This window comes from Pantoea hericii, assembly GCF_014155795.1.
In the GTDB taxonomy this organism is placed as follows: Bacteria; Pseudomonadota; Gammaproteobacteria; order Enterobacterales; family Enterobacteriaceae; genus Pantoea; species Pantoea eucalypti.
This window is the reverse complement of record NZ_SCKV01000001.1, coordinates 448,825-475,643: the sequence shown is the minus strand read 5'-3', so window position 1 is coordinate 475,643 and position 26,819 is coordinate 448,825. Positions and strand designations below refer to the sequence as shown.

30 protein-coding genes are annotated in these 26,819 nt (G+C 55.6%); 24 read left to right on the top strand and 6 right to left on the bottom strand.

Going from position 1 to position 26,819, the window contains the following annotated elements:
• Positions 1-9 precede the first annotated feature (9 nt).
• The 4 genes from H7K52_RS18905 to H7K52_RS02030 all read left to right on the top strand — a co-directional run bounded on the left by H7K52_RS18905 (position 10) and on the right by H7K52_RS02030 (position 2,038).
• Positions 10-816, top strand: a complete 807-nt coding sequence (locus H7K52_RS18905) for a hypothetical protein (protein ID WP_238329298.1) — start codon at positions 10-12, stop codon at positions 814-816.
• A complete protein-coding gene (locus H7K52_RS02040) occupies positions 813-1,244 on the top strand; it encodes a tail fiber assembly protein (protein ID WP_110411212.1) in 432 nt (143 codons plus the stop codon). The genes H7K52_RS18905 and H7K52_RS02040 overlap by 4 nt, the downstream gene beginning before the upstream one ends.
• Positions 1,245-1,473: 229 nt before the next feature.
• On the top strand, positions 1,474-1,713 hold the full coding sequence (locus tag H7K52_RS02035; protein WP_182629587.1) for a DNA polymerase V: 240 nt from the start codon (positions 1,474-1,476) through the stop codon (positions 1,711-1,713).
• A gap of 49 nt (positions 1,714-1,762) precedes the next feature.
• On the top strand, positions 1,763-2,038 hold the full coding sequence (locus H7K52_RS02030; protein ID WP_259400594.1) for a phage repressor protein: 276 nt from the start codon (positions 1,763-1,765) through the stop codon (positions 2,036-2,038).
• A gap of 104 nt (positions 2,039-2,142) precedes the next feature.
• Here H7K52_RS02030 and H7K52_RS02025 read toward each other — a convergent pair whose 3' ends face one another.
• The 3 genes from H7K52_RS02025 to H7K52_RS02015 form a co-directional block, all read right to left on the bottom strand.
• Positions 2,143-2,547 (bottom strand): hypothetical protein, encoded by a 405-nt coding sequence (locus H7K52_RS02025; protein ID WP_182629585.1) that lies wholly within the window; start codon positions 2,545-2,547, stop codon positions 2,143-2,145.
• Positions 2,544-3,305: a hypothetical protein gene (locus H7K52_RS02020; protein WP_182629584.1), complete on the bottom strand. Its 762-nt coding sequence runs from the start codon at positions 3,303-3,305 to the stop codon at positions 2,544-2,546. The genes H7K52_RS02025 and H7K52_RS02020 overlap by 4 nt, the downstream gene beginning before the upstream one ends.
• A 537-nt stretch (positions 3,306-3,842) precedes the next feature.
• Positions 3,843-4,778: a formate/nitrite transporter family protein gene (locus tag H7K52_RS02015; RefSeq protein ID WP_182629583.1), complete on the bottom strand. Its 936-nt coding sequence runs from the start codon at positions 4,776-4,778 to the stop codon at positions 3,843-3,845.
• Between the two features lie 242 nt (positions 4,779-5,020).
• Here H7K52_RS02015 and ccmA point away from each other — a divergent pair, with 242 nt between their 5' ends.
• The 10 genes from ccmA (at position 5,021) to mlaA (ending at position 12,901) form a co-directional block, all read left to right on the top strand.
• Positions 5,021-5,638 carry a cytochrome c biogenesis heme-transporting ATPase CcmA gene (gene ccmA / locus H7K52_RS02010; RefSeq protein ID WP_008926501.1) on the top strand — a complete coding sequence of 206 codons (618 nt, stop codon included), beginning with the start codon at positions 5,021-5,023 and terminating at the stop codon, positions 5,636-5,638.
• Complete coding sequence (gene ccmB, locus H7K52_RS02005) at positions 5,638-6,297, top strand: heme exporter protein CcmB (protein WP_003853097.1); 660 nt, start codon at positions 5,638-5,640, stop codon at positions 6,295-6,297. Before ccmA ends, ccmB begins: the two co-directional genes overlap by 1 nt.
• 67 nt (positions 6,298-6,364) lie before the next feature.
• Positions 6,365-7,105: a heme ABC transporter permease gene (locus H7K52_RS02000; RefSeq protein WP_008926499.1), complete on the top strand. Its 741-nt coding sequence runs from the start codon at positions 6,365-6,367 to the stop codon at positions 7,103-7,105.
• Positions 7,102-7,335, top strand: coding sequence for a heme exporter protein CcmD (ccmD, locus tag H7K52_RS01995; protein WP_039659712.1), 234 nt, complete (start codon positions 7,102-7,104; stop codon positions 7,333-7,335). Before H7K52_RS02000 ends, ccmD begins: the two co-directional genes overlap by 4 nt.
• Positions 7,332-7,817 (top strand): cytochrome c maturation protein CcmE, encoded by a 486-nt coding sequence (gene ccmE, locus H7K52_RS01990; RefSeq protein WP_008926498.1) that lies wholly within the window; start codon positions 7,332-7,334, stop codon positions 7,815-7,817. Before ccmD ends, ccmE begins: the two co-directional genes overlap by 4 nt.
• On the top strand, positions 7,814-9,772 hold the full coding sequence (locus tag H7K52_RS01985) for a heme lyase CcmF/NrfE family subunit (protein WP_182629582.1): 1,959 nt from the start codon (positions 7,814-7,816) through the stop codon (positions 9,770-9,772). Before ccmE ends, H7K52_RS01985 begins: the two co-directional genes overlap by 4 nt.
• Positions 9,769-10,326, top strand: coding sequence for a DsbE family thiol:disulfide interchange protein (locus tag H7K52_RS01980; RefSeq protein ID WP_182629581.1), 558 nt, complete (start codon positions 9,769-9,771; stop codon positions 10,324-10,326). Before H7K52_RS01985 ends, H7K52_RS01980 begins: the two co-directional genes overlap by 4 nt.
• Complete coding sequence (locus H7K52_RS01975; protein WP_003853088.1) at positions 10,323-10,775, top strand: cytochrome c-type biogenesis protein; 453 nt, start codon at positions 10,323-10,325, stop codon at positions 10,773-10,775. Before H7K52_RS01980 ends, H7K52_RS01975 begins: the two co-directional genes overlap by 4 nt.
• The gene (ccmI, locus tag H7K52_RS01970) at positions 10,775-11,986 is read left to right on the top strand and encodes a c-type cytochrome biogenesis protein CcmI (protein ID WP_003853087.1); all 1,212 of its coding nucleotides are present in this window, start codon (positions 10,775-10,777) and stop codon (positions 11,984-11,986) included. The genes H7K52_RS01975 and ccmI overlap by 1 nt, the downstream gene beginning before the upstream one ends.
• 150 nt (positions 11,987-12,136) lie before the next feature.
• Positions 12,137-12,901, top strand: coding sequence for a phospholipid-binding lipoprotein MlaA (gene mlaA / locus H7K52_RS01965; RefSeq protein ID WP_003853085.1), 765 nt, complete (start codon positions 12,137-12,139; stop codon positions 12,899-12,901).
• Positions 12,902-13,218: 317 nt separating this feature from the next.
• Here mlaA and fadL read toward each other — a convergent pair whose 3' ends face one another.
• Complete coding sequence (gene fadL, locus H7K52_RS01960; RefSeq protein WP_008926495.1) at positions 13,219-14,502, bottom strand: long-chain fatty acid transporter FadL; 1,284 nt, start codon at positions 14,500-14,502, stop codon at positions 13,219-13,221.
• Between the two features lie 358 nt (positions 14,503-14,860).
• Between fadL and H7K52_RS01955 the strand changes: the two genes are divergently transcribed.
• From H7K52_RS01955 to sixA, 4 genes are all read left to right on the top strand, one after another.
• Positions 14,861-15,157 (top strand): YfcZ/YiiS family protein, encoded by a 297-nt coding sequence (locus tag H7K52_RS01955; protein ID WP_003854289.1) that lies wholly within the window; start codon positions 14,861-14,863, stop codon positions 15,155-15,157.
• Between the two features lie 158 nt (positions 15,158-15,315).
• Complete coding sequence (gene fadI, locus H7K52_RS01950; RefSeq protein WP_182629580.1) at positions 15,316-16,626, top strand: acetyl-CoA C-acyltransferase FadI; 1,311 nt, start codon at positions 15,316-15,318, stop codon at positions 16,624-16,626.
• Positions 16,626-18,722 carry a fatty acid oxidation complex subunit alpha FadJ gene (fadJ, locus tag H7K52_RS01945; protein WP_110411219.1) on the top strand — a complete coding sequence of 699 codons (2,097 nt, stop codon included), beginning with the start codon at positions 16,626-16,628 and terminating at the stop codon, positions 18,720-18,722. Before fadI ends, fadJ begins: the two co-directional genes overlap by 1 nt.
• A 224-nt stretch (positions 18,723-18,946) precedes the next feature.
• A complete protein-coding gene (gene sixA, locus H7K52_RS01940; protein WP_182629579.1) occupies positions 18,947-19,429 on the top strand; it encodes a phosphohistidine phosphatase SixA in 483 nt (160 codons plus the stop codon).
• A gap of 29 nt (positions 19,430-19,458) precedes the next feature.
• On the opposite strand, the gene smrB is transcribed toward sixA, so the two are convergent.
• Entirely contained in the window at positions 19,459-20,007 is a 549-nt protein-coding gene (gene smrB / locus H7K52_RS01935) for an endonuclease SmrB (protein ID WP_008926491.1), read from the bottom strand.
• 159 nt (positions 20,008-20,166) lie between these two features.
• Here smrB and prmB point away from each other — a divergent pair, with 159 nt between their 5' ends.
• The 6 genes from prmB to H7K52_RS01905 are packed head-to-tail and all read left to right on the top strand — an operon-like array spanning position 20,167 to position 24,753.
• Positions 20,167-21,099 (top strand): 50S ribosomal protein L3 N(5)-glutamine methyltransferase, encoded by a 933-nt coding sequence (prmB, locus tag H7K52_RS01930; RefSeq protein ID WP_008926490.1) that lies wholly within the window; start codon positions 20,167-20,169, stop codon positions 21,097-21,099.
• A gap of 45 nt (positions 21,100-21,144) precedes the next feature.
• On the top strand, positions 21,145-22,230 hold the full coding sequence (gene aroC / locus H7K52_RS01925; protein ID WP_003854287.1) for a chorismate synthase: 1,086 nt from the start codon (positions 21,145-21,147) through the stop codon (positions 22,228-22,230).
• Between the two features lie 4 nt (positions 22,231-22,234).
• Positions 22,235-23,059, top strand: coding sequence for a penicillin-insensitive murein endopeptidase (gene mepA, locus H7K52_RS01920; RefSeq protein WP_003854286.1), 825 nt, complete (start codon positions 22,235-22,237; stop codon positions 23,057-23,059).
• 8 nt (positions 23,060-23,067) lie between these two features.
• The gene (locus H7K52_RS01915) at positions 23,068-23,871 is read left to right on the top strand and encodes a sulfite exporter TauE/SafE family protein (protein ID WP_182629578.1); all 804 of its coding nucleotides are present in this window, start codon (positions 23,068-23,070) and stop codon (positions 23,869-23,871) included.
• Between the two features lie 19 nt (positions 23,872-23,890).
• Positions 23,891-24,436, top strand: coding sequence for an elongation factor P hydroxylase (locus H7K52_RS01910; protein WP_003854284.1), 546 nt, complete (start codon positions 23,891-23,893; stop codon positions 24,434-24,436).
• Positions 24,437-24,468: 32 nt separating this feature from the next.
• Positions 24,469-24,753, top strand: a complete 285-nt coding sequence (locus H7K52_RS01905) for a YfcL family protein (protein WP_003854283.1) — start codon at positions 24,469-24,471, stop codon at positions 24,751-24,753.
• Positions 24,754-24,789: 36 nt separating this feature from the next.
• Here the strand turns inward: H7K52_RS01905 and mnmC are convergent, their stop codons facing one another.
• Complete coding sequence (mnmC, locus tag H7K52_RS01900) at positions 24,790-26,796, bottom strand: bifunctional tRNA (5-methylaminomethyl-2-thiouridine)(34)-methyltransferase MnmC2/FAD-dependent 5-carboxymethylaminomethyl-2-thiouridine(34) oxidoreductase MnmC1 (RefSeq protein WP_182629577.1); 2,007 nt, start codon at positions 26,794-26,796, stop codon at positions 24,790-24,792.
• Positions 26,797-26,819 lie beyond the last annotated feature (23 nt).

Sequence of the window (26,819 nt, the reverse complement as noted above, 5' to 3'; positions counted from 1 at the left end):
GAGAAAGCTATGCCAGCAGGCACTATTGCATTAACAAACAACTCAACAGCTGTGAATGGATCGGGTACCAGCTTCACGACTGAGCTGAAAGCGAATGACTTTATTGTTGCGGTTGTTGGCGGCATTACCTATACGCTCGGCGTGCAGTCGGTCAACTCAGCAACAGGCGTTACTCTCATTACTGCTTACAACGGACCTAACGCATCTGGTGTGGCATGGACTGCAGTCCCAAATGCGGCACTTGTCGGGATTACTGCACAGGTGGCCGCCGATGTTGCGAAAGCTATTCGCGGGCTTAATCTGGACAAGGCTAACTGGCAACAGGTTTATTATGGTAGCGGAAATATAACGGTCACCCTGCCTGATGGAAGTCAGTACAGCGGCCCATCCTGGAATTCGCTCACAACATCCCTCAGCAATAAATACGATAAAAGCGGCGGAGTTTTGTCAGGAGCGCTTTCTTTCTCAAGTCGCGCAGTGTCAGGGCAGACAGCTGTTAACCTTGGCATTTCTGGCAGCAGCAGGGCAGCAGTTGCGCCGGTATCCCAGACTCAGTCTGTAAGGGTTGTTTGTGATGCTGCTGCTCCGGTTCCGAGCCAGGGAACGGCGACAGTGACATTTGCTACAGCATTTGCATCCGCGCCGACCAGTGTTGTTGTGTGTAATGGTAACGGGCAGGTGGCCTCGACGCTTTTTATCAGTATCACCTATATCGGTGCAGGCGGATTTCAGGCTTTTATCACGAACAAAGACGGGACGCCTGTCACATCACAGGTCCAGTTAAATTATACAGCCATCGGAGTAGTCAACACATGATGTACACAACTAAAGAGGGCGTTCGGGGGTTCTACTTCATGGACACCGAGTCCGCTAAAGAAGCCACTCTGATTCAGACGGGCCTCACGCTATCGGACTTCAATGAAATAAGTGAAGAGGACTATAAAAACTGGTGCTCACCTCCCGAGGGATACTATTCCATTTTTGACGAAAACGGACCGCGTGTAGAGAAGAATCCAGTTAAAACTGCAGAGCAGCACCAGCAGGAGGCTCAGGCTGAAAAAATTCAGCGGCTGTATGAGGCTGCTAACCTTATGGCGCCACTTCAGGATGCTGTTGATATAGGTGAGGCTACTGAAGAAGAAGAGGCTGCAATCAAGGATTGGAAGAAGTACCGGGTGGCGGTTAATCGCATCGACCTGACAAAGGCACCCGATATTACATGGCCTGAAAAGCCCGCATCCTGAATCCACGCCTTTGAAAAAGGCCCAGCGACCGGGCAATGACTCTTGCACTCCTATCTGAGCAGGCTACGGGGTGGGTCATTTGAGATTAGTTACTCACCGCCACTCCCGCACGATTAAAAACCCTTACCTCTCAAACCCTTTACAAATCTGTGAACTGGTCCGCCTTGATCAATCCTACCGATCGGCATTACTGTTTATCCATACAGTTCTTTTAAGAGGGGAATTTATCATGGCGAGAGAAAGTGACATTAAGGCGGCATTCATGGCTGCCATGAGGCGAGAGCCGGGGCTGGGTGTCATCGTCAAGACTCAGGAATTTGTCCATCAGCTGGAGCTGGTTAACTGGCACTTCAGCCTGCGCGAGGCTAACCAGTGGATAAAGGCAAATACGGCGACGTTCTGCGATACATCGACGCAGGAGGGTGAGGCTAAGACCTACCGTCAGTTTAACCCGAACGGAGGAATATGATATGGGCTTCCCATCACCTGCGTCTGATTACGTTGAAGGCCGCATCGACTTGAACAAACTTCTTATGCCACATCCGACTCACATGCTGATGATCGAAACGCCGGTCGGTTTTGCGATTGTCGACAGAACGGTTCAGTCAAAGACGGGCGACAAAGTAGTATTCCAGCTCAGTGACTATTCGCAGTTGGGCAGATTGTTCAAAACAGGAATTATCACCTCAGACGGCGAGACAATCGATGGCGATGGCCTGGAAGGGATTATCGTGCTGGGGAAGGTAACAGCTGAGATAGTGGTTGTTTATGAGCCGCACTGGCCAACGGTGTAGCTATGATTAGTTTTTAAAAAATTGAAAGCAGCCTTGTAGGCTGCTTTTTTTGCAAAAACGCGTACGCATCAACTGATTAAATGGCTCTTCTAAATGATATCAGACTAAGCGGCAGGAGGCTTTGGGTAAACCTTTTCAAACATAGTATCCACGTCATCTATAAATAGCTGTGCTTGTATTAATGCGGCTTTCGCATCTACATCGCTGAACGTTTCAGCCAAGTCATAGTCTGCTGATACTCTGTTAGTATGCATTTGTTTGAGTCGAGAACCCAGTGAAATCATGGTCATTTTGTCGAATGGCTCATTACCCTTAAACCAAGAGCGCTGCACTAGGTAATCTCGTATATCTTTATGAGTATGTACAAAAACAGCTTTCTCAAGAATGCCGCAAACTTCATGATATGCGCCGTAGTAAGCTCTACCCACTGCATTCCTAAACGCAATTTCATCGCCCTGCTCAAGGCAACGATTAGCAAAATCTAAAAACTCTCTTCCCTTTATGCTCATTGAAATTTCTCCTTTCTGCTCCGGTCGCTTTTGAACCAAGATGTAAAAGGTTTACCGATATACTTATCATCGGCAAGCAGGAAGGAAAGTTCATTATTAAGCTTGGCAAGAATGTATGGATCTTCTGTTTCAGCTCTCATTACATAGGCATTGTCATCATCTGAGTTGATGAAATAATGAGCGCCCACGCAGTTGACTCCATGACGGTTGGCGATGTCTTCAACTTCATCACATAGTGCTTCAATCTCACCAGAAGTAAGGGTCGAAGCTTTTTGGAACTCTTCAATCATGGAAACCATGCGAACCCCTTCATCCATGTAGCGTTGACGTTCTTCTCCATCATACATTGCTAATAACTTTAAGTTATACTTCCGGGTGAGCTTTTTGTTTCCAATCGTAAAAGCTACGTTCCGCGCAACGAGTCGATGTTCGGAAGTACAGTAGCGCTCTTCCAACCGGAAAAGTTCTTTCCGATGAAGATAGTTATGAGCGCTAAAGCCAAGATAAGCAAGGTAGTTAGATGCTATGAACTCATTTTCAGATTCTAACGCCTTTGCAAAGTATGACATTGCTGCATCGAAATCATTAAGTGAGGCCATAAGAAGACCATTCAGATATGAACGAAACGGCTCTACTTCAAAGCTAATGGCCTTTTCAAACTCGTCAATCTCAGCCTGTGGGGGAACGGTATGGGAACTAATAAAATCCCATAACGAATTGTTAACAGACTGAGAAGCTGGTTTCGCTTGAGGTTGCATGAATGCCTTTTATGAAGTAACTAAGTGAAAAGTAAATATTTTTTTCATTATTTCTTTTTATGCAGGATGCAAATTCTACCATTAACAACCCAGTTGTCACTCTGAAAAGCAGGATTTGCAAAAAAAGCATAATGCACAACGTACTTATTGTCAGTTTTATCGACCAAGCAGCACTAAACTTTAAATATAAAAAAAACAGTACTTAAATGTGTACTTTTGAAGTGGGGTTTCAGTGGTAAAGTGTTTTAAATTCATGGTATTGGGTTGTTTTATCACTTAGTCCATTTAACTAAGAGGACAGCGGCGTGCAGTATAGCGAAACAGTCCTGAAAATTCACCAGGTTGCCGCGCGTTTGCTCATTACGCCAGCAATCCCGATTTTCTGCACTGAACGCGGTTAAACATGACGCGCGCAGATCGTTCACGCTGAAAAGATTCTCTGCTTTAGCCTGACGGTTTGATCTCAATATCAAAGGTTCAGCCAGCATGCCTGAAAGGCAGACAAAACCGGTAAATCAGCCTTGTCTGCCCCGCCATTTATTCCGCGTTTTCCTGCTCTTCTCGCTGGCGGCGTTTTTCCTGCTTCCGCTTCTCAGCTTTTGCTTTGGCCACAGCGGCTTCACTCATGTCATTGCGAATCTGCGCGTGGCTGATCAACGCAAAAATCAGGGTGCCGCCAGTGATGTTGCCGAGCAGAGTCGGCAGGGCAAACGGCCACAGGAATTCATGCCAGCTAATGCTACCGTTAAACACCAGATAGAGCACTTCCACCGAGCCCACGACAATGTGTGCCAGGTCGCCCAGCGCAACCAGCCAGGTCATCATCACAATCACCAGCAGTTTCGCGCCGCCCGCAGAGGGAAACATCCAGACCATGGTGGCGATAATCCAGCCGGAAATGACCGCATTGGCAAACATCTCGCCTGGCGTGTTTTCCATGACCTTCATGCTGATGTCGGTAAACGCCTGGCGGGTGGCCTCGTCAAAAATTGGCATCTCATTGAAGGCCAGCGCACCCAGCGCTGTACCAATCAGGTTACCCAGCAACACAATGCCCCATAACCGTAACAGCAGGCCCGTGTTACCCCAGGTGGGTTTGTGCATCACCGGTAATACGGCGGTAACGGTATTTTCAGTAAACAGCTGCTGGCGCGCCATAATGACAATAACAAAACCAAAGGTATAACCGAGATTTTCCAGCAGGAATGCGCCCGGTACGCCATCCAGATGCACCTTAAATATCCCTTTAGCCATCAGCGAAGCGCCCATGGACAAGCCTGCCGCGATAGCTGACCAGAGCAGCGCCATACCGTCGCGCTCCAGCTCCTTTTCTCCATCCTGGCGAATCTCTTCATGAATCGCAGCCGCGCGGGAGGGTAAAGCCTCCTCATCAACTTCGATGTCAGTGCCCTTGTCCTTCTCTTCGCTCTCTACGTCGTTAGGACCCTGCTCATTACCTGATGAAGGCTTCATATTTTCTCCTGGTGATAGTGCTGTAACGTTATAAGCGTAGCCGTTTTTTATTTGCCGGAAATGTAACGTCCGATGCGAATAAGCGTAACAACGTTTTTCGGAACTGCATTTTTATTCAGACTGCTGATGAAAACGCACGAATAATCCCTTACCAGCGAAACTGAGCGCTGGCTCACACTTCGGCCCACAGCAACATTGTGGTAATATCCCGGCCACTTTTAGCTGGTGCGACTCCCCCTTCAATGCTGGAAATCATTACACTCACTTGTGCATACGACGAACGGTCGCTGTTCCGGCGGCTCTCATTTCGCGTATCCGCAGGTGACATTGTGCAGATTGAAGGCCCCAATGGTGCCGGTAAAACCTCGTTGCTGCGCCTGCTGGCCGGGCTGAGCCGTCCTGAAGAGGGTGAAATACGCTGGCAGCAGCAGTCGATCCTGCGTCAGCGTGAAAGCTGGCATCAGGCGATGCTCTATCTGGGTCATCAGCCCGGCGTCAAAGGCGTGCTCACGCCACTGGAAAATCTGCGCTTTTACCATCCCGATTGCAGTAATGCGCAGATTTTTGCTGCGCTGGAAAGTGTCGATCTCACGGGCGACGAAGAGGTGCCCGTCAGCCGGTTGTCGGCAGGACAGCAGCGTCGGGTAGCGCTGGCACGTCTGTGGCTCAGTCAGGCTCGCCTATGGATTCTTGACGAGCCGCTGACCGCCATCGACAAAGCGGGTATTGAAAAATTAATGGCGCAGTTCGCCCGGCATGCCGATAACGGCGGTGCAGTGATCCTGACCACCCATCAGGATTTGCCTGCAGAGGCAGCGCGGGTGCGTAAAATTCGCCTCGGCGATGTGGAGGCAGAGTGATGCTGTTTCGCCTCATCCAGCGTGAATTACGCATCGCCTTTCGTGGCGGCGCGGATGTCGTCAATCCACTCTGGTTTTTCCTGATCGTCATTACCCTGTTTCCTTTAGGTATCGGACCGGACCCGCAACAGCTGGCTCGCATTGCACCGGGCGTTGCCTGGGTTGCTGCGCTGCTGGCGTCGCTGCTGGCGCTGGAGCGTCTGTTCCGTGATGACTTCAGCGATGGCTCGCTGGAGCAACTGGTGTTGCTGCCGACGCCGCTGCCGGTAACGGTTATCGGCAAAGTGGTGGCGCACTGGCTGGTCACTGGCGTGCCACTGATTATCCTGTCGCCGCTGGCCGCGCTGCTGCTGTCACTGGATTTTAATGGCTGGCGGGCAATGGCCCTGACGCTGTTGCTGGGTACGCCAACCCTGAGTTTTCTCGGTGCGATTGGCGTGGGTCTGACGGTGGGTTTACGGCGCGGCGGCGTGCTGCTGAGCCTGCTGGTATTACCGCTGGCTATTCCGGTTTTAATCTTCGCCAGTGCGGCGATGGAGGCGGCCAGTCAGGGGTTGCCGATTGGCGGCTATCTGGCGATTCTTGGCGCTATGTTGGTGGGCAGTGCGACGCTCGCGCCGTTTGCTACGGCGGCGGCGCTACGCATCACGTTGCAATAGCCACTTTGCAATAACCGCGCGTACAAGACGCGGCAACACTCTTTTATCGTTAATGTGAGCATTTGATATGTGGAAAGCGTTACATCAGCTGGCCAGACCCGAACGGCTTTATCAGTTTTCGGGGCGACTGGTTCCGTGGTTCGCCATCGCCGGGCTGGCGGCGTTGCTGCTGGGCTGGGTCTGGGGATTTGGATACGCACCCGCTGACTATCAGCAGGGCGACAGCTTTCGCATCATGTACATTCATGTGCCCGCTGCGATGTGGTCGATGGGTGTTTATGCTTCAATGGCCATCGCCGCCTTTATCGGCCTTGTGTGGCAGATGAAAATGGCCGATCTGGTTTCCGCCGCCATGGCTCCGGTGGGTGCGGTTTTTACCTTTATTGCGCTGGTCACCGGCTCGGCATGGGGCAAACCGATGTGGGGCACGTGGTGGATCTGGGATGCCCGCCTCACATCAGAGCTGGTACTGCTGTTCCTCTATATGGGCGTGATTGCGCTGTATCACGCTTTTGATGACCGCCGCACCGCAGGCCGGGCAGCGGGTATTTTGATTCTGGTCGGCGTGGTCAATCTGCCAATCATTCACTTCTCCGTGCAGTGGTGGAATACCCTGCATCAGGGCTCGTCGGGCATTCTCCAGCAGGCGATTGCGCCGGTTATGCGCACGCCGCTGCGCTGGGCAATCCTCGGTTATCTGCTGGTCTTTATTACGCTGACGCTGATGCGACTGCGTAACCTGATTCTGTTAACCGAACGTCATCGTCCCTGGGCGATTGATGTGGCGAAGCGGGGGGAGCAGGCATGACTCCAGCCTTTTCCTCCTGGCACGCCTTCTTTGCGATGGGCGGTTACGCTTTCTACGTCTGGCTGGCAGTGGCCTGCACGTTGCTTTCACTGATCGGCCTGACGCTGCATACCCTGTTACTGCGCCGCCGTTTGCTGGCGGAAATTCGCCAGCGTGACGCACGTGAACGTCGCATCCGGGCAGCAAAATCGAAAAAAGCCGCGACTGAAGCGGCAGGAGAGAAGTTGTGAATATCCGTCGACGCAACCGCCTTTATGCGGCCCTGGCGATCCTGCTCGGTCTTGGCCTGGCCACCGCGCTGGTGATGTATGCGCTGCGCTCAAACATCGATCTCTTCTATACCCCAGGCGAAATCCTCTACGGCAAAGGGGAGGCGCACGAGAAGCCCGAAGCGGGACAGCGGCTGCGCGTCGGTGGCATGGTGATGCCCGGCAGCGTCCGGCGCGATCCGAAAACGCTGGCTGTGTCGTTCAAACTTTATGATGCGCGTGGTGTGGTCAGCGTCAGTTTTGAAGGGATCCTGCCGGACCTGTTCCGTGAAGGGCAGGGCGTTGTCGCGCAGGGCGTGCTGGCGGCGGGCAACCAGGTGATCGCCAAAGAGGTTCTGGCAAAACATGATGAGAAATATACGCCGCCGGAGATTGAAAACGCGATGAAGAGTGATCAAACCGGCCCGCAGTCGCGCTATCAGGTGGGAAATAAATCATCATGATGCCCGAAATCGGAACCTTTCTGCTCTGCCTGGCGCTGGGCCTCTCCCTGTTGCTGAGCAGCTATCCACTGTGGGGCGCGGTGCGCCAGGATGCCCGCCTGATGGCGATGGCGCGTCCGCTGGCCTCGGGTCTGTTTGTCTGTATCGCTGCGGCGTTTGCACTGCTGGTCTGGGCCTTTATCAGCAACGACTTTACCGTTGCCTATGTCGTCACCAACTCTAACAGCCTGCTGCCGGTTTACTATCGCATCGCCGCCACCTGGGGCGCACATGAAGGATCGCTGCTGTTGTGGGTGTTGCTGCTGAGCACCTGGACACTGGCGGTGGCGATATTCAGTCGTGGTATGCCGCAGGATGCGCTGGCACGCGTGCTGGCAGTGATGGGGATGATCAATCTTGGCTTCCTGCTGTTTATCCTGCTGACGTCTAATCCGTTTTGCCGCACGCTGCCGGACTTCCCGATAGACGGCCATGACCTGAATCCCATGCTGCAGGATATCGGCCTGATCTTCCATCCGCCGCTGCTCTATATGGGCTATGTCGGCTTTTCGGTGGCGTTTGCGTTTGCCATCGCCTCACTGATGGCTGGCCGGCTGGATACCGCCTGGGCGCGCTGGTCACGCCCGTGGACGACTGCGGCCTGGGTCTTTCTGACCATTGGCATCGTACTGGGATCGGCGTGGGCCTATTACGAGCTGGGCTGGGGCGGCTGGTGGTTCTGGGATCCGGTTGAAAATGCGTCGTTTATGCCGTGGCTGGCGGGCACCGCCCTGATGCACTCGCTGGCGGTCACTGAAAAGCGTGGCACCTTCAAAGCGTGGACTGTGCTGCTGGCGATTACGGCGTTTTCGCTGAGCCTGCTGGGGACGTTCCTGGTGCGATCCGGGGTGCTGGTGTCGGTGCATTCCTTCGCCTCCGATCCGGCGCGCGGGATGTTTATCCTCGCGTTTCTGGTGATTGTCATCGGCAGTTCGCTGCTGCTTTACGCCATCAAAGGCGGGCAGGTGCGTGGCCGGGTACAGAATGAAACCTGGTCGCGCGAATCATTTTTGCTGGGCAATAATGTGCTGTTGATTGCCGCAATGCTGGTGGTCCTGCTCGGCACGCTGTTGCCACTGGTACATAAGCAACTGGGGCTGGGCAGCATTTCGGTCGGCGAGCCGTTCTTCAACACCATGTTCAGCTGGCTGATGGCGCCGTTTGCGCTACTGATGGGAATCGGACCGCTGGTGCGCTGGCGTCGCGATGAACCGCAAAAGCTGGCAAAACGGCTGGCGCTGGCGCTGATCGTGACCCTGGCCTGTTCCATGATCATTCCCTGGTGGTTGCAGGATCGCATTGAGGCGATGACCGTGGTTGGCCTGCTGATGTCGCTCTGGATTATTGTACTGACACTGCTGGAGCTGCACGAACGCGCCACCCATCGTCACCCGTTCTTTGCCGGATTACGTCATCTGTCACGCAGTCACTGGGGCATGGTGCTGGGCCATCTGGGCGTAGGGGTCACGGTGATTGGCATTGCATTCAGCACGCAGTACAGCGTGGAGCGCGATGTGCGGATGAAGGCGGGCGATAGTGTCGATATTCATCACTATCACTTTGTCTTCCGTGGTGTGCAGAATCTGCAGGGGCCGAACTACAGCGGCGGCATGGGTATTATTGATGTCACCCGCAACGGCAAACATGAAGCAACACTGCAGGCGGAAAAACGCTTTTACACCGCTGCCCGCACCATGATGACTGAAGCGGCGATCGATGGCGGTTTCAGCCGCGATCTCTATGCGGCGCTGGGCGAAGAGCTGGATGATGACAGCTGGGCCGTGCGCATTTACTACAAACCCTTTGTTCGCTGGATCTGGTTCGGTGGCGCACTGATGGCGCTGGGTGGCCTATTCTGCCTGTTCGATCCCCGCTACCGTTCGCGCAAAAAAGCGGAAACGGAGGCGCGGACATGAATAAGAAAATCCTGTTCATTCCCCTGATGCTGTTTCTGCTGCTGGCGGCGGCGCTGCTGTGGCAGCTGACCCGCAATGCCGAGGGTGACGATCCGACCCGACTCGAATCTGCGCTGATTGGCAAACCGGTGCCGCTGTTCCGGCTGGAAGCACTGGATCAGCCGGGCAAAATCTACGATCAGCATGTGCTGAGGGATGGCAAGCCGATGTTGCTGAATGTCTGGGCGACCTGGTGTCCGACCTGCCGCGCAGAGCATCAGTATCTGAATACGCTGGCGGAGCAGGGCATCCGCGTGGTGGGGCTGAACTACAAAGACGATCGACGCAAGGCCGTTAACTGGCTGAACACGCTGGGCAATCCCTATGCGCTGAGTCTTTATGATGGCAACGGTATGCTGGGACTCGATCTTGGTGTCTATGGCGCGCCGGAAACCTTCCTGATCGACGGCAAAGGAATCATTCGTTATCGCCATGCGGGCGATCTGAATGCGCGTGTCTGGGAGCAGGAAGTGAAACCGTTGTGGATGAAATACAGCGCGGAGGCGGGATCATGAGAACGCTGTTACTGCTCTGCGGCCTGCTGTTCAGCATCAATCTCTGGGCGACCATCGACACGCTGCAATTTGATTCGGTAGCCCAGGAAGAGCAATACCGTGACCTGACTGCGTCATTGCGTTGTCCGAAATGTCAGAACAACAGCATCGCCGACTCGAATGCCATGATTGCCGCCGACATGCGATTAAAAGTCTACGAGCTGATGAAGCAGGGCCAGAGTCGGCAGCAGATCATCGACTATATGGTGGCGCGTTACGGCAATTTCGTCAGCTATTCGCCACCGGTCACGCCCTCCACCCTGATTCTCTGGGCGGGCCCGGCGCTGTTTGCGCTACTGGGCGGCGCGGTGATCATCCTGCGCAGCCGTCAGCGTAAAACCCGCAGCGAGCTGGATGAAGATGAGCAACAGCGTCTTAATGCGCTACTGAAGTCAGACAGGAAGCCGTAATGAGTGCATTTTGGATCACCCTTTTTCTGTTACTGCTGGCAGCCTGCACGCTGTTTATGGCGGCGGGCTGGCGGCAACGTCAGGCCAGCACAGGCGATCGCGATCGTCTTAATCAGCGCTTCTACCATCAACGCATAGATGAGCTGGCGCAGGATGAAGCGCAGGGCGTGGTCGCTGAACGTCCGCTGATGGAGCGGGAATTACAGCAGACACTACTGGCGGATATTCCGCCGTCACAGGCAATGCAATCACACACCAGCAGCCGCTGGATTTTGCTGCCAGGCCTGATTGTACTGATTGCGGTCTCGCTGGGCACTTATCTGAAAACCGGCGGCCTGGCACAATTCACTGGCTGGATGCAGGTGCAGCAGGCGTATCCTGAGCTGCGTGCTCGTCTGATGGACCCTGGCGCTAAACCGCTGAGCATGGAAGAGCTGGCGCGTTTAGAGCTCGGATTGCGTACCGCGTTGCAAACAGAACCGGATAATCTGGCCGACTGGACGATGCTGGGGCGGCTCGGCATGGTGCTGAATAATACAGAGATCGCCAGTCAGGCCTTTGAGCATGCTTTACAGCTGGCCCCCAACGATCTGGCGCTCAAACAGGATTATGCAGAGGTTCTGACGCGATCTTCTGACCCGCAGGATAACCGGCAGGCGTCACTGCTGCTGCAATCATTGCTGAAAGCAGATCCGCACAACCTGCGGACGCTGAGCCTGCTGGCGTTTAATGCTTACGGACAGCAGCAATACGATCAGGCTATCGACGCATGGCAGACGCTGTTAGCTCTGTTGCCTGCCGATGACAAGCGGCACGCGATGATCGCCCGCAGCATTGAAAAGGCCAGAAGTGAGGCAGGGCAGCAGAGTCGTCAGCTGGCGCTGACCGTGACGCTGACACCTGAGGCAGAAAAAATGTTACCGCCAGACGGAGTGTTGTATATTTCGGTTTCTGACGGGGATTCACCCGTGCCGGTGGCGGTTAAGCGGATGCCGCTGAGTCATTTCCCGCTGACGCTGACGCTGGATGACAGTAACGCCATGATGCCAGATCGCCTGCTTTCGGCGCAGCATCAGGTCGCAGTAAGGGTGCGCGTTTCACGCGATGGCAGCGCCAATCCGCAGCCGGGTGACTGGCTGGGGCTGAGCGCCGTAACGCCCTGGGATGGGCATCAGTCCATCGCGGTAGAGATCAATAAGCAGCTTCCCTGAACGTAAAAATTGATAATGTTAACAATGATGCGTGCCATTGCCTGCTGCCTCTGGCACAAAGTCAGCTATGCTCATCGGGTAAGCCGATTCGACTCCGGGCTGTGACCTGAACGATGGGTAGACCTTTTTCATCCGCACAGGGAGATTGGAATGAATTATCGCCTGACCAGCCTGGCTGTGGCCAGCGTCCTTCTGGTGGGTTGTGCCAGTTCAAAGCCCGCGAATAGCGATCCTGCCGGGCGCAGCGATCCATTCGAAGGCTTTAACCGCACGATGTTTAACTTTAACTACAATGTGCTGGATCCGTATGTGTTACGTCCGGTCGCTGTCGCCTGGCGCGATTATGTGCCGGTTCCGGCACGTACCGGCCTGAGCAATTTCCTTGGCAACCTGGAAGAACCTGCCAGCATGGTCAACGCCATCCTGGTGGGTGACGGGCGCGATGCGGGTATTCACTTTACCCGTTTCTTCCTGAACAGCGTGCTGGGCCTGGGCGGTTTCATTGACGTTGCCGGTAAAGCGAACCCGGAACTGGCGCGTGAAGAGCCGCACCGTTTCGGTACTACGCTGGGTCATTACGGCGTTGGCTATGGTCCTTACGTTGAACTGCCTGCCTATGGCAGCTTTACGGTTCGTCAGGATGGCGGCGACTACGTTGATACCCTCTATCCGATTCTTGGCTGGCTGACCTGGCCGATGTCGATCGGTAAATGGACGCTTGAAGGGATCGAGACCCGTGCGCAGCTGCTGGATTCCGATGCGATCCTGAAACAGCAGAGCGATCCTTACGCCTTTATTCGTAACGCTTACTTCCAGCGTCACGACTTCCTGGCGCGCGGTGGCAAGCTCAAGCCGGAAGACAACCCTAACGCAGCCGCGATTCAGGATGACCTGAAGGATATCGACGCGCAGTAAATGCAGGATCCCCTGCCTGCGTGTCGCTGTGTTTTTCTGCAGAGCGCACAGCAGCTGAAGTGATGGGAGCATACGCCCGGAACAAAGCATCGCGGGCCATGGATAAAAACGCCGGGAGCGTTTTTAAACAACGCAAAGCGTTGGCCCGGCAGCGGGCGCATCTCAGGGATGAGGTGCGTAATCGCCCACGCTGAGCAGTCAGGTATGGCGGGTTTTGCGTCTTTGCAAAGGGCGCATGCTCCCTGAGCCAGCCAGCGACCCGCCGCCACAAAAAAGGGCGACTCACCAGAGTCGCCCTTTTTGATCGTGCTATTTCATCAGAACTTGTAGTTAAAGTTCGCGCCGTAAAGCCAGGCCTTACCTTCAGAGGTAAAGGTATAAGGACCTTCTTTCACCGTCACTTTCTGTCCGTGCATATAAGAGATGCCTAAATCAACAGAGGCATTATCGTTAAAGGCATAAGAGGTACCGGCACTTAGCCACAAACGATCCTGGTCCGGAATAGAGATAGAACGCTTATCTGCTGGCACCGGGCTGTCATCAAACGCAATACCGGTACGGAAAGTCCAGTTCTTGTCGTAGGAATAGGTCGTGCCCAGCGCAATGCGGTACGCATCGTGGAAGCTTTCATCTTTATAGAACAGCGTCTGGCCGTTTGAACCGGTCGCTTTCAGCTCCTGGAACTGACTCCAGCTGGTGTACGCCAGGCTGTAGTGAACCGCCCACTGCGGTGCCACTTTATGCCAGCCCGACACTTCCCACATCTCCGGCAGATTCAGGGTTAATGCCCCCGGAACGGTCGTGCCGTTGGTGCCATCAGGAACACCGGTCACGGTCGGATCATTAAACGCATTCAGCCGTGATGAGAGGTTGCTCTTATAATCGCCATCGAAATCAATTTTAACTTCTGAACGGTAGGTAAAGCCGAAGCGGTTATTTTCATCCACTTCATACAGGACACCGGCATTCCAGCCGTAGCCCCACTTATCGCCTTTCAGATGGGCCACCTGGGTATCAGCCGGAATACCCAGCCTCGCGCCTGATTCACCTGCATAGCGTTCAATTTTGGCTTTGGCGTAAACCGCATCAAAACCCACACCCACACTAAAATGATCATTCAGACGATAGGCGGTGCTGAGATTGAAATTGCCGGTCATCAGGTCGGTTTTACCCCCGTAACCGCCTGCGGTGTAGCCATTATTAAACTCTGTGGCTAAGCCATAATTTGACGTTGCAGATGCGCCAATCCACCACTGATCGTTAATAGGCTGAACGTAATGAATATTGGGGATCCACTGATTCGGGGCAATATTATTGGCATCCAGGCTGCGTCCGCTGGGACTGCGACCACTGATGTTGACATCTGGCGCAATATAAACCGCACCGAGTGAAAATTCAGGACGATCCATTAATGCCATCGTCGCCGGGTTACGGCTGGCTGACGCCGCCGTATCGCCCATTGCCCCTTCGCCTGAATATGCGCGACCTAAACCAATCGTAGAGAATTCATTTAACTGAAATCCAGCTGCGTAAACGTGTGAAGAGACAAGCGCCACTGCAGCCGCCACGGCTGACTTTGCAAACAGGTTTTTATGGTTCATGACCACAACCTCATGTGAATTATTATTTAACGCTATAACGTCGCGTAACAAAGGACGGCGGATTGTAGGGACTGATGTAAAGCGCACATATCAGACCAGTGCGGAGAGTATAGGTCCGACCTGTGTGCATGTTGCAATATTGTTTTTCAAATATTTCAGAATTGATCGCTTAAAATTCGATCTGCTTAACAAAACAGCCCTAATTCTGCACAGCATACCGATTCCAGTTTGTTCTGGATCAATTTTTATTGTGATATTCGTCACTTAGGGCCATACGCGTGGCGCATTTTTGGGCAAGCAGGTAAAATTTCGGTCATAAAATCGCGCAAACCGCCAGAATGCTGGTCAGGAGAATGAAATGACTGATGCCATTAAAAAATGCAGTGCGACCGAAACCGCAGCCTGTTGCTGTGTTGATGTGGGCACAGTGATGGATAACACCGATTGCACTGCAAGCTGGTCAGAATGGTTTGCTCAGCGTGCCGATGCGGAAGCGAAATTAGCGCAACTTACCCAGCGCGCGCGTGAGGTTGAATCAGAACCCTGTGTGATTGAATCGCGCTTCAGCGAAGTAAATCAGGGCGTACAGCTCGATGTCGATTTCACCTTCAGCTGCCAGGCTGAAACCCTGATTTTTCAGCTCGGTTTGCGTTAAATCTCTAAGCGCCGCGTACATGCGGCGTTTTTCATTTTCGTGTTTCCCTTCGCACTTTTTCCTTTCCGATATTGGCGGCTCACCCGCTTGTGGTTAACACTGATCAGGTCAGACCTCTTCAGGCAATGATGCCACAGTCCCAGCCACAGGTGAGAATAATGAGCAAAGCGCAGCCGCTGCTGACGCGTGATGGTGAACGCATCGCAATAACCCATGGGTTACGCACCCCTTTCCTGCGCCAGGCGACCGGCTTTCATGGCATTCCCGCCATTGAACTGGGACGTATGGTGGTCAGCGAATTAATGGCGCGCAGTGAACTTCCCGCTGAAGTGATAGAGCAACTGGTCTTTGGCCAGGTCGTGCAGATGCCGGAAGCGCCGAACATTGCGCGGGAAATTGTTTTAAGCAGCGGGCTGAATGTACATACCGACGCTTACAGTGTCAGCCGTGCCTGCGCCACCAGTTTTCAGGCGGTAGCGAATGTGGCAGAAAGTCTGATGGCGGGCACCATCTCTGCGGGCATCGCGGGTGGGGCTGACTCCTCTTCAGTGCTGCCAATCGGTGTCAGTAAAACGCTGGCGCGTGCGCTGGTGGATCTCAATAAAGCCCGCAGCTTCGGGCAGAAACTGCAGATCCTGCGACGTCTGCGCCCACGCGATCTGCTGCCGGTGCCACCCGCAGTGGCGGAGTATTCCACTGGCCTGCGCATGGGCGACACAGCCGAACAGATGGCGAAGAGTCACGGCATTACCCGTGAAGCACAGGATGCGCTGGCATTGCGATCCCATCAGCATGCCGCCCGAGCCTGGCAATCCGGGGTACTGAATCAGGAAGTGATGGCCGCTTTTGTGCCGCCGTGGAAAACCGCTATCGATCAGGACAATAACGTCCGTATGAATGCCAAAGCGGAGGATTACGCCCGACTGTGTCCGGCATTTGATCGCCAGCACGGTAGTGTTACTGCGGCGAACAGTACGCCACTCACCGACGGCGCGGCCGCGGTGATTCTGATGCGCGAGGGCCGCGCCCGCGAGCTGGGTATCAGACCGCTGGGTTATCTGCGCAGCTACGCTTTTTCCGCTATCGGGGTGCAGCAGGATATGCTGCTGGGTCCGGCGTACGCTTCACCACTGGCCCTGGATCGCGCTGGCATGACCCTGGCCGATCTGACGCTGATCGATATGCATGAAGCGTTTGCCGCCCAGACGCTGAGCAACCTGCAGATGTTTCGCGATGAGCGCTTTGCCCGTGAGGTACTGAATCGTCCGCATGCGCTGGGCGAAGTGAATGAAGAGCGCTTTAACGTGCTGGGCGGTTCAATCGCCTATGGTCATCCTTTCGCCGCCACGGGCGCGCGCATGATTACCCAGACGCTGAACGAATTACGCCGCCGGGGTGGCGGGTTAGGACTGGTCACTGCCTGTGCAGCAGGTGGTCTGGGTGCGGCAATGGTTCTGGAGGCCGAATAATGGAGCAGAATGCGTTTCATCTGAAGATGCGACTGGATCACGTCGGCATCATCACGATTGATGTCCCTGATGAGAAAATGAACACCCTGAAAGCGGAATTTGCCGGTCAGATCATCGCGATTATTGCGGAGGCGCGGCGCGATCCAAAGCTGGCTGGCCTGGTGCTGATTTCCGGCAAGCCGGATAACTTCATTGCGGGTGCGGACATCAGCATGATCGACCGCTGCAAGAGCGCGCAGGAAGCTGAAGCGCTGGCAAAACAGGGCCAGGAAGTGATGGCTGCGCTCGACGCGCTGCCGTTCCCGGTGGTTGCAGCCATCCACGGTGCCTGCCTCGGCGGCGGACTGGAGCTGGCGCTGGCCTGCGATGCACGTATCTGTTCGCTGGATGATAAAACCCGGCTCGGATTACCGGAGGTACAGCTCGGCTTGCTGCCAGGCTCTGGCGGCACTCAGCGGCTGCCACGCTTAATCGGCGTGCAGCAGGCGCTGCCGCTGATTCTGACTGGCAAAACGCTGCGGGCTAAACAGGCACGTAAGCTGGGTGTGGTTGATGACGCGGTGCCGCAGGCGATTCTGCTGGAGACCGCCATCGCCCGTGTGAAAAAGGGCAAGGTCAGCGGACGAACGCTGCCGCTGCGCGACCGTCTGCTGCATGGCCCGATTGGCCGTCAGGCACTGTTTGCCCTGGCGAGCCGTCAGACAGCTGCCAAAACCCAGGGCAATTATCCGGCGGCAAATCGCATTATTGAGGTGGTGCGCATCGGGCTGGAACAGGGCAGCCGGGCAGGACATGATGCTGAAGCGCGTGCCTTTGGTGAACTGGCGATGACGCCAGAATCCGTTGCGCTGCGCGGCATCTTCTTCGCGACCACGGCCATGAAGAAAGAGCGGGGCGGAGACGCGGAGCCTGCCGCGGTGAAAAGCGTCGCTATTCTCGGCGGTGGCCTGATGGGCGGCGGCATCGCCAGCGTCACCGCCATCAACGCGGGCTTGCCGGTGCGCATCAAAGATATCAGCCTGGAAGGGGTAAACCATGCGCTGAAAACCAGCTGGGAGCTGCTGAGTAAAAAGGTTAAACGACGCCAGCTGACGCCGGCACAGCGTCAACAGCAGATGGCTCGTATCACGGGCGGCACCGATTATCAGGGCTTTTCACAGCGTGATGTGGTGATCGAAGCCGTATTCGAAGATTTAGCGCTGAAGCAGCAGATGGTGAGCGAAGTGGAAGCACACTGCCAGCCGCACACGCTGTTTGCCTCAAACACCTCTTCGTTGCCGATCGAAGAGATCGCCGCCAAAGCGCAGCGTCCGGAAAACGTCATCGGGCTGCACTATTTCAGTCCGGTCGAAAAAATGCCGCTGGTGGAGGTGATTCCCCATCTGAACACCTCAACCGCAACGCTGGTGACGATTGTGGCACTGGCACGCAGCCAGGGCAAAACCCCGATTGTGGTGGCGGACAAGCCGGGTTTCTATGTTAACCGCATCCTGACGCCTTATATAAATGAAGCGATGCGCTGCCTGCTGGAGGGCGAACCCATCGACCATATTGATCGGGCGCTGGTGAAGTTTGGTTTTCCGGTCGGCCCGATTCAGCTGCTGGATGAGGTGGGTATCGACGTCGGCAGTAAAATCAGTCCCATCCTGCATCAGGCCTATGGCGAACGCTTTGCCGCGCCGGCCGCGTTTGATGCGGTGTTGAAAGATGGCCGCAAGGGACGTAAAAACAGCAAAGGCTTTTATCGCTATGACCAGGCGCGCTGGCAGCGTAAAAAACCTGACGCCTCACTTTATACTTTGCTGAAGGTCACACCGAAAGCCAGGCAGAGTGAGGCACAGATTGCTGAACGCTGTGTCATGATGATGCTCAATGAGGCGGCCCGCTGTCTTGACGAGCAGGTGATCCGCTGCGCGCGCGATGGCGATATCGGTGCCGTGTTTGGCATCGGCTTTCCGCCATTTTTGGGTGGTCCGTTCCACTACATGGACAAACTGGGCGCGGCGGAAATGGTCAACAGATTAACCCGGCTTACGCAGCAACATGGGGAACGTTTTACACCCTGTGACGCGTTGATTGAGGCGGCTAAAAAATAGACGAAATTTTACATTTCTGCTGAAAATGGAATAACCAATCCGATTCAGCGGCTTAGAAAAACGCCGCCAGAGTGTGCGGCGCAGCATGATTCTGAGAAGTGCTTATTTAATAAACAACCGGTTGACTATACTGAAGCCATTAGGGTAAAACACAGCGTTCATTCGCAGAGTGAAGAGTCAGGCGCTACGCGTCGGGCGATGTCGACAAACAACAGCGGTGCTTTATGCAAGTTTTTATCATGCGTCACGGCGATGCGGCTCTGGAAGCAGCCAGTGATTCAGTAAGGCCATTGACCTTATGTGGCTGCAACGAATCACGTCAAATGGCCAACTGGCTTAACAGCCAGACGCCGGACATTGAGCGAGTAATGGTGAGTCCCTATTTACGCGCGCAGCAAACGCTCGCGATGGTGCGTGAAGCCTTTCCCCTGCCGGAAGGCCAGGACGTGCTGCCGGAGTTAACGCCAGGTGGCGATCCTGAGATGGTAGGGTGCTATCTGCAGGCGCTGGCGAATGAAGGCGTGAAATCGGCGCTGGTGATCTCACATTTACCGTTGGTGGGGTATTTAGTCTCTGAACTGTGCCCACAGGAAGCACCGCCCATGTTTGCCACTTCCGCCATTGCCTGCGTGGAGTTCGATCCCGCGGCAAGCGCAGGTAAATTGCTGTGGCAGGTCAGTCCCAAAAAACTGGCGAAAGCGATCTGACGTCTCTGGGCCGATCCCGTCGGCCCCTTTTATGGCAACTCAGGCGGTTGCCACTCCTCAATCTCAATCAATACCAGCAGCGCGGCGTCACCGCCAAACATCTTCGGCGCCTGATGAAAAGCCATCACCCACGGATGCTGGGCCAGCCACAGCGGCGTCTGCTGCTTCAGAATATGCTTCCCATGACCGGTCATGACGCTGGCGCAGAACAGATGTTCACGGCGGCAGGCGGCGATGAGTGCCCCCAGCTCCTGCTTGGCCTGCTGCTGCGTTAATCCGTGCAGATCCAGGAAAATCTCTGGCGTATAGTCGCCGCGACGCAATTTTTTCAGCTCAAAGTGACTGACATCGGCGCGAACGTAACGGGTTGCCCCTTCCGTAGAAAGCAGCGGCTGAAACTCATCCGAAAAGTAGTGACTGTTGTCCGCCTGCTCTGAAAGCAGACGCTTTACCGGAATCTGGCGGGTTTTCACCGGCGCTTTATGGACAAAGGTGTCCTGTTTTAACTGACGTGTTCCGGTCATTAACTGGCGAAACAGCGCTTCATCATCCGGGCTTAGTGGTGTTTTTTTACTCATGGCAGGTCAGTCATATCAGAAAAGGCTGTCACACAGCAGAGCCGCTACCTTACCGTTAAGTGTCATTAAATGTCAGCTTTTTCACCTCGCTGCGCTGAATTCTCCCCGGCTTCATGGCACACTACTGGCCGATTTAGCAAAAGGCCTGCGGAGGGCTACGTGGACAAAATTTTCGTCGATGAGGCAGTGAACGAACTGCACACCATTCAGGACATGCTGCGCTGGGCGGTCAGCCGCTTTTCCGCTGCCGGAATCTGGTACGGACATGGTACAGACAATCCCTGGGACGAAGCCGTTCAACTGGTCCTGCCGTCACTCTGGCTACCGCTGGATATTCCGGAAGATATGCGCAACGCGCGTCTGACCGCCAGCGAACGTCTGCTGATCGTTGAGCGCGTTATCCGTCGCGTCAACGAGCGCATTCCGGTCGCCTATCTGACCAATAAAGCCTGGTTCTGCGGTCACGAATTCTTTGTGGATGAGCGCGTGCTGGTTCCACGTTCACCCATTGGCGAACTGATTGAGAACCGCTTTGCCGGTCTGGTCAGCACGCCGCCGCGTCATATTCTGGATATGTGTACCGGCAGCGGCTGCATCGCGATTGCCTGCGCCTATGCCTTCCCGGAAGCGGAAGTGGACGCCGTGGATATCTCCACCGGTGCGCTGGCCGTCGCCGAGCAGAACATTGAAGAGCATGGACTAATTCATCAGGTGACGCCAATTCGTGCTGACCTGTTCCGCGAACTGCCACAGCTAAAATACGATCTGATCGTCACGAATCCGCCGTATGTGGATGCGGAAGACATGGATGATCTGCCAAACGAATATCGTCACGAACCTGAGCTGGGTCTGGCGGCAGGCAGCGATGGCCTGAAGCTGGTGCGCCGTATTCTGGCGTGTGCACCTGACTATCTCAGCGAGCAGGGCGTTCTGGTCTGCGAAGTGGGCAACAGCATGGTGCACATGATCGAGCAGTATCCCGATGTGCCCTTTACCTGGCTGGAATTCGACAACGGCGGTGACGGCGTCTTTACGCTGACGCGCCAGCAGATTGTCGACGCACAACACCATTTCTCTTTTTATAAAGACTAAAAGTGGGGCGAAGTATCGCCCGCCAAACCCTGAGAAGGAAACAGCATGGCCGGAAACAGCATCGGGCAATTTTTTCGAGTAACCACCTTCGGCGAGTCCCACGGTCTTGCGCTGGGCTGCATTGTTGACGGCGTGCCGCCAGGCATCCCGCTGACCGAAGCCGATATTCAGCACGATCTCGATCGCCGTCGTCCTGGCACATCGCGCTATACCACGCAGCGCCGCGAGCCGGATCAGGTGAAAATTTTGTCCGGTGTGTTTGAAGGCGTGACGACCGGCACCTCAATTGGTCTGCTGATTGAGAACACCGATCAGCGCTCGCAGGATTACGGCGCGATCAAAGATCTGTTCCGTCCGGGCCATGCGGATTACACCTACGAGCAGAAATATGGTCAGCGCGACTACCGTGGCGGCGGCCGCTCGTCGGCGCGCGAAACCGCGATGCGTGTGGCGGCAGGTGCCATCGCCAAGAAATACCTGCAGATGAAACACGGTGTGGTGGTGCGCGGCTATCTGTCACAGATTGGTGATATCGCCTGCGAGCTGAAAGACTGGAGCATCGTAGAAGAGAACCCGTTCTTCTGCCCGGATGCTGGCAAGCTGGAAGCGCTGGACGAACTGATGCGCGGCCTGAAAAAAGAGGGCGACTCCATTGGTGCTAAAGTCACTGTCATGGCTGAGAACGTGCCACCAGGCCTGGGCGAGCCGGTCTTCGACCGACTGGACGCCGATCTGGCGCATGCGCTGATGAGTATCAATGCCGTCAAAGGCGTCGAAATCGGTGACGGCTTTGCGGTGGTAAACCAGCGCGGCAGTCAGCATCGCGACGAGATCCGTCACGATGGTTTCCAGAGCAATCACGCGGGTGGCATTCTGGGCGGTATCAGCAGCGGTCAGATCATCAGCGCCAATGTGGCGATGAAACCGACTTCCAGCATCACCGTGCCGGGTAAAACCATTACCCGCGATGGCGAAGAAGTGGAGATGATCACCAAAGGTCGTCACGATCCCTGCGTGGGGATCCGTGCCGTGCCGATCGCGGAAGCGATGATGGCGATCGTGCTGATGGATCATCTGCTGCGCCAGCGGGCGCAGAACGGTGATGTTAACAGCTCCGTGCCGCGCTGGTGATGGCATGAAAGCGCTCTTGCTTACCCTGAGTGCGCTGCTGATCAGCGCCTCAAGCCTGGCGGCGACGCCGTGGCAAAACATTCAGCATCCAATCAGCGGCGCACCGCAATCTATTGGCGGCTTTGCCAATGGCTGTATTGTTGGCGCGCAGTCGCTGCCGCTGAATTCACCCAACTATCAGGTGATGCGGCAGGATCAGCGGCGTTATTTCGGTCATCCCGATTTGATTCAGTTTATTCAGCGGCTCAGCACCCAGGTGCATAACCTGCAACTGGGTAACGTGCTGATTGGCGACATGGGCATGGCAGCAGGCGGGCGCTTCAGCAGCGGTCACGCCAGTCATCAGACCGGACTGGATGTAGATATCTGGCTGCAGCTACCAAAAAGCCGCTGGAGCGCGCAGCAACTGCTGAAGCCGCAGCCGCTGGATCTGGTTGGGCCAGGCGATAAAAATGTCATTGCGCGCCACTGGCAGCCGGAAATCGACAGCCTGATTAAACTGGCGGCCAAAGATGATGATGTCACACGCATCTTCGTCAATCCGGCAATTAAAAAGCAGCTTTGTGCTGATGCAGGTAACGATCGCGACTGGCTGCGTAAAGTGCGTCCGTGGTTTGCTCATCGTGCCCATATGCATGTGCGGCTGCGCTGCCCGGCAGGCAGTATTGGCTGTGAAGATCAGCCTGCACCGCCGCCAGGCGATGGCTGTGGCGCAGAACTGCAGAGCTGGTTCCTGCCGAAGCAACCGGGTTCTGGTGCACCGGTGAAACGTGAGCCACCGCCGCTGCCGCCTGCCTGTCAGGCCCTGCTGGATAAACATTTACTGTAAGGGATTCCATGGATTGGTTTGTGGTCAGCCCGCTGCTGGTCGGGCTGCTGTTTTTAATCGCCATGCTGGCCGGTTTTATTGATTCAATCGCGGGTGGCGGGGGATTACTTACGGTACCTTCGTTGCTGGCGGCGGGCCTCTCTCCTGCCCAGGCGCTGGCGACCAATAAACTGCAATCGGTCGGCGGATCGTTTTCCGCCAGCCTCTACTTTGTCCGGCGCGGTGCAGTGAAGCTGAATGAGCAGTGGCTGAATATCGCCATGACGCTGATGGGGTCCGTGCTGGGTGCGATACTGATTCAGCGTCTGCAGGCGGATTTTCTGCGTCAGATGCTGCCGCTGTTTTTAATCGCCATCGGCCTGTGGTTCCTGCTGATGCCGCGCCTGGGGGAAGTGGATCAGGCGCGCCGCCTGCATGGCCTGGCTTATGCGCTGGTGGGCGGCGGAGCCGTGGGATTCTACGACGGATTTTTCGGACCGGGCGCAGGCTCCTTTTATGCACTGGCTTTCGTCACGCTCTGCGGCTACAACCTGGCCAAAGCGACCGCACACGCCAAGGTCCTTAACTTCACTTCAAACCTGGGCAGCCTGCTGTTCTTTATGTTCGGTGGCAAAGTGGTGTGGGGAACCGGCCTGGTTATGATGCTCGGCGCGATCTGCGGCGCGCGTCTGGGCGCGCGGCTGGTGCTGAGCCGCGGACAGAAACTGATCCGCCCGATGGTGGTCATTGTCTCTGCCGTCATGAGCATTAAATTACTGTGGGACAGCCACGGCAGCGACGTTCTGGCCTGGCTGGCCACGCTGCATTCGTAACTTTTTACGTGATACCGTCATGAACCCGACTCATCATTATGAACAGCTGATCACGCTGTTTGATCGCTGTTTCAGCGATGAATTTCAGACCCGTCTAATTAAAGGCGACGATGAACCGATCTATCTTCCTGCGGATGCAGAGTCGCCGTGGAACCGCGTGGTCTTTGCCCACGGCTTCTACGCCAGCGCTCTTCACGAGATCTCACACTGGTGCATCGCCGGTGAAGCCCGCCGCAAACTGGTCGATTTTGGCTACTGGTACTGCCCGGATGGCCGCGACGCGCTGACCCAGAGTCAGTTTGAAGCAGTGGAAGTGAAGCCGCAGGCGCTGGAGTGGATGTTTTGTACGGCGGCAGGCTTTCCCTTCAACGTGAGTTGTGACAATCTCGACGGAGATTGTGAGCCGGATCGCATTGCGTTTCAGCGTAAAGTCCATGCTCAGGTCATGAGCTATCTGACGTCGGGCATTCCCGACCGTCCCGCGCGTTTTATTACCGCCCTGGCGGAATTTTATGGCAGGCCGTCATTAACAGCGTCGCAGTTTCCCTGGCCGGACGATCTGTGATGCAGAAAGGCATTATAAATAGAGGAATTGAGATGATCGCAGAATTTGAAGCGCGTATTCTGGCCCTGATTGACGACATGGTCGAGCATGCCAGTGACGATGAGCTGTTCGCCAGCGGTTATCTGCGCGGGCATCTGACACTGGCCGTGGCCGAGGTGGAGCAACTGGGCGAACATACGCCAGAAGCGCTGCAGATTCAGGTCTCCCGCAGCCTGCAAAATGCCATTGCGGCGGGTGAACTCTCGCCGCGCGATCAGGCATTAGTGGTGGGGATGTGGGACAACCTGTTTGTCCAGGCTCGTCAGCTCTCCGCCTGACCGTGCAGGGCGGCATGCCGCCCTTATCATCGCCAGTTAAACCGCTTTTCCCTTCAGTAATTTCCTTACCCAGTAACGATTAGGATTGAGGGCTGCCAGCGTACTGGCATCCAGCGGCTGTGGCTCGCCGGTCAGCTGGGCTGCCAGCACTTCGGCTGCCAGCGGTGCACTGCACAGGCCGCGCGACCCCAGCGCCCCAAACAGGTATAAGCCCGTAAACTCAGGTGCGTCAGCGATGTCATGACCTGCTGCAAGCTGGGTCGGTAAATCAGCATACTGCTTAAGCGTCGCATCATAATCCGGTACGCCGCCCACCATCGGCAGGTGGTCCCGCGTGGCACAACGCACGCCCATTCTTGCTTCACCGCCACTGACATCCACGTTTGTTGCCCAGCGGCTGTCAGGCAGGCAATGCAACAGGCGGCTGCGGTTCTCCTGCTGATCCTCTTCCCGGTAATCTGTGGCGGTTTCGCCACGGTGATAGCTGGCACCGATGCAGTGAGTACCAAACTGTGGGCTGACGGGCGTCAGATAGCCGTCGTAACAGAGCACGGTGTGGAGTGCATTAAGCCCCGGCGTGGAGGGAACATGGCTTACCTGACCGGCCACCGGATAGGCTGGCAGCGGGGCGCTCTGCGCAAAGTCGGCTATCGCATGACCGTTTGCCAGCACCACCGTGGCATGACGGACCGCCGGACGATCGCTGAACGTCAGCGTCCAGTGATCGCCCTCGCGTGAAAGTTCGCTGACGCGATGCAGCCAGTGAATGCGTAATCCCTGGGTTTCGCCATGCGCCAGCATCGCGCTGGTCAGCTCAGCCGGTGAAAGCCAGCCGCCCTGCGGGTAGAAAATACCGCCACAGCCGTGGTCGACATTCGCCAGCGTCTCTGCCTCATCCACATTAACGCCACGGGCGATGCATTCAGGCAGGCCCATCGCCAGCATCTGATCGATCTTCTTGCGGCTTTTCTCATCCCAGCCCAGTTGCAGCACACCGCTCCAGTGATGTTCATAGGCGACAGTTAACTGATCGTAGAGCCGCCGGGCAAAACTGAATGCTGCCGGGAAAAAGGTGGCAAGCGCCGGGTCGTGCTGATTGAGCAGCGGATAGAGTGCTCCCTGACGATTGCCGGACGCACCCAGTGCCGGCGCCTCATCGGCGCAGTAAAGCGTCACCCGCCAGCCGCGACGCAGCAGCGCCAGCGCCAGCGTGGCACTGGCAACGCCGCCGCCAATGAGCGCAACATCATGTTGCGCCGCTGATTGACGATGATACCAGGGCTGCCCGGCAGGCAGCGCAGGTGCATCCTGTAAAGGTCCGCATAGCATTTCGCGCTTGGGACCAAATCCTTTGCGGCGGATGACGTCAAAGCCGGCCTCCTGCAGACCGCGCCGGACAATGCCTGCGGCGGTAAAGGTCGCGAATGTCCCCTGCGGACGCGCCAGTTTTGCCATCATGCTGAACAGTGCTGGCGTCCACATATCCGGGTTCTTCGACGGCGCGAAACCATCCAGGAACCAGGCATCCACCTGATGATTCAGGCTCTCATCCAGCTCTCCCATCAGCTGGTTAATATCGCCCAGCCACAGGTCGAGGGTGATACGTCCGCCGTCAAACAGCAGTCGCTGACAGCCGGGCAGGGCGGCGGGCCATTGCGCCTGCAGCGCCGCCGCCCACGGGGCCAGTTCAGGCCAGTGCTGCTGCGCCGCAGCCAGGTCATCACGGGTTAACGGAAATTTCTCAAAGCTGATGAAATGCAGACGTTTTAAAGTGGCATCAGGCTGGTCACGCTGAAACGCATCGAACGCCTGCCACAACGTCAGAAAATTGAGGCCGGTGCCAAAACCGCTTTCCGCCACGATCAGCAGATCCCGTGGATGCTCAGCAAAACGCTGGGGAAAACCGTTGCCGCCAAGGAAGACATAGCGTGTCTCTTCCAGACCATTGTCATTAGAGAAATAGACGTCGCCAAACGCTCGGGAAACAGGTGTACCCTGTTCATTCCAGTTTAGCTGCGCATGTTCGACCGGGGTTAATTTCACGGTAAAGGCTCATTTTTCAGGCA

What these genes read in the sequence shown, in the direction of transcription:
- H7K52_RS18905 (WP_238329298.1), top strand. Translation starts at nt 10, where the DNA reads ATGCCAGCAGGCACTATTGCATTAACAAACAACTCAACAGCTGTGAAT.
- H7K52_RS02040 (WP_110411212.1), top strand. Translation starts at nt 813, where the DNA reads ATGATGTACACAACTAAAGAGGGCGTTCGGGGGTTCTACTTCATGGAC.
- H7K52_RS02035 (WP_182629587.1), top strand. Translation starts at nt 1,474, where the DNA reads ATGGCGAGAGAAAGTGACATTAAGGCGGCATTCATGGCTGCCATGAGG.
- H7K52_RS02025 (WP_182629585.1), bottom strand. Translation starts at nt 2,547, where the DNA reads ATGAGCATAAAGGGAAGAGAGTTTTTAGATTTTGCTAATCGTTGCCTT.
- H7K52_RS02020 (WP_182629584.1), bottom strand. Translation starts at nt 3,305, where the DNA reads ATGCAACCTCAAGCGAAACCAGCTTCTCAGTCTGTTAACAATTCGTTA.
- H7K52_RS02015 (WP_182629583.1), bottom strand. Translation starts at nt 4,778, where the DNA reads ATGAAGCCTTCATCAGGTAATGAGCAGGGTCCTAACGACGTAGAGAGC.
- ccmA (WP_008926501.1), top strand. Translation starts at nt 5,021, where the DNA reads ATGCTGGAAATCATTACACTCACTTGTGCATACGACGAACGGTCGCTG.
- ccmB (WP_003853097.1), top strand. Translation starts at nt 5,638, where the DNA reads ATGCTGTTTCGCCTCATCCAGCGTGAATTACGCATCGCCTTTCGTGGC.
- H7K52_RS02000 (WP_008926499.1), top strand. Translation starts at nt 6,365, where the DNA reads ATGTGGAAAGCGTTACATCAGCTGGCCAGACCCGAACGGCTTTATCAG.
- ccmD (WP_039659712.1), top strand. Translation starts at nt 7,102, where the DNA reads ATGACTCCAGCCTTTTCCTCCTGGCACGCCTTCTTTGCGATGGGCGGT.
- H7K52_RS01985 (WP_182629582.1), top strand. Translation starts at nt 7,814, where the DNA reads ATGATGCCCGAAATCGGAACCTTTCTGCTCTGCCTGGCGCTGGGCCTC.
- H7K52_RS01980 (WP_182629581.1), top strand. Translation starts at nt 9,769, where the DNA reads ATGAATAAGAAAATCCTGTTCATTCCCCTGATGCTGTTTCTGCTGCTG.
- H7K52_RS01975 (WP_003853088.1), top strand. Translation starts at nt 10,323, where the DNA reads ATGAGAACGCTGTTACTGCTCTGCGGCCTGCTGTTCAGCATCAATCTC.
- ccmI (WP_003853087.1), top strand. Translation starts at nt 10,775, where the DNA reads ATGAGTGCATTTTGGATCACCCTTTTTCTGTTACTGCTGGCAGCCTGC.
- mlaA (WP_003853085.1), top strand. Translation starts at nt 12,137, where the DNA reads ATGAATTATCGCCTGACCAGCCTGGCTGTGGCCAGCGTCCTTCTGGTG.
- fadL (WP_008926495.1), bottom strand. Translation starts at nt 14,502, where the DNA reads ATGAACCATAAAAACCTGTTTGCAAAGTCAGCCGTGGCGGCTGCAGTG.
- H7K52_RS01955 (WP_003854289.1), top strand. Translation starts at nt 14,861, where the DNA reads ATGACTGATGCCATTAAAAAATGCAGTGCGACCGAAACCGCAGCCTGT.
- fadI (WP_182629580.1), top strand. Translation starts at nt 15,316, where the DNA reads ATGAGCAAAGCGCAGCCGCTGCTGACGCGTGATGGTGAACGCATCGCA.
- fadJ (WP_110411219.1), top strand. Translation starts at nt 16,626, where the DNA reads ATGGAGCAGAATGCGTTTCATCTGAAGATGCGACTGGATCACGTCGGC.
- sixA (WP_182629579.1), top strand. Translation starts at nt 18,947, where the DNA reads ATGCAAGTTTTTATCATGCGTCACGGCGATGCGGCTCTGGAAGCAGCC.
- smrB (WP_008926491.1), bottom strand. Translation starts at nt 20,007, where the DNA reads ATGAGTAAAAAAACACCACTAAGCCCGGATGATGAAGCGCTGTTTCGC.
- aroC (WP_003854287.1), top strand. Translation starts at nt 21,145, where the DNA reads ATGGCCGGAAACAGCATCGGGCAATTTTTTCGAGTAACCACCTTCGGC.
- mepA (WP_003854286.1), top strand. Translation starts at nt 22,235, where the DNA reads ATGAAAGCGCTCTTGCTTACCCTGAGTGCGCTGCTGATCAGCGCCTCA.
- H7K52_RS01915 (WP_182629578.1), top strand. Translation starts at nt 23,068, where the DNA reads ATGGATTGGTTTGTGGTCAGCCCGCTGCTGGTCGGGCTGCTGTTTTTA.
- H7K52_RS01910 (WP_003854284.1), top strand. Translation starts at nt 23,891, where the DNA reads ATGAACCCGACTCATCATTATGAACAGCTGATCACGCTGTTTGATCGC.
- H7K52_RS01905 (WP_003854283.1), top strand. Translation starts at nt 24,469, where the DNA reads ATGATCGCAGAATTTGAAGCGCGTATTCTGGCCCTGATTGACGACATG.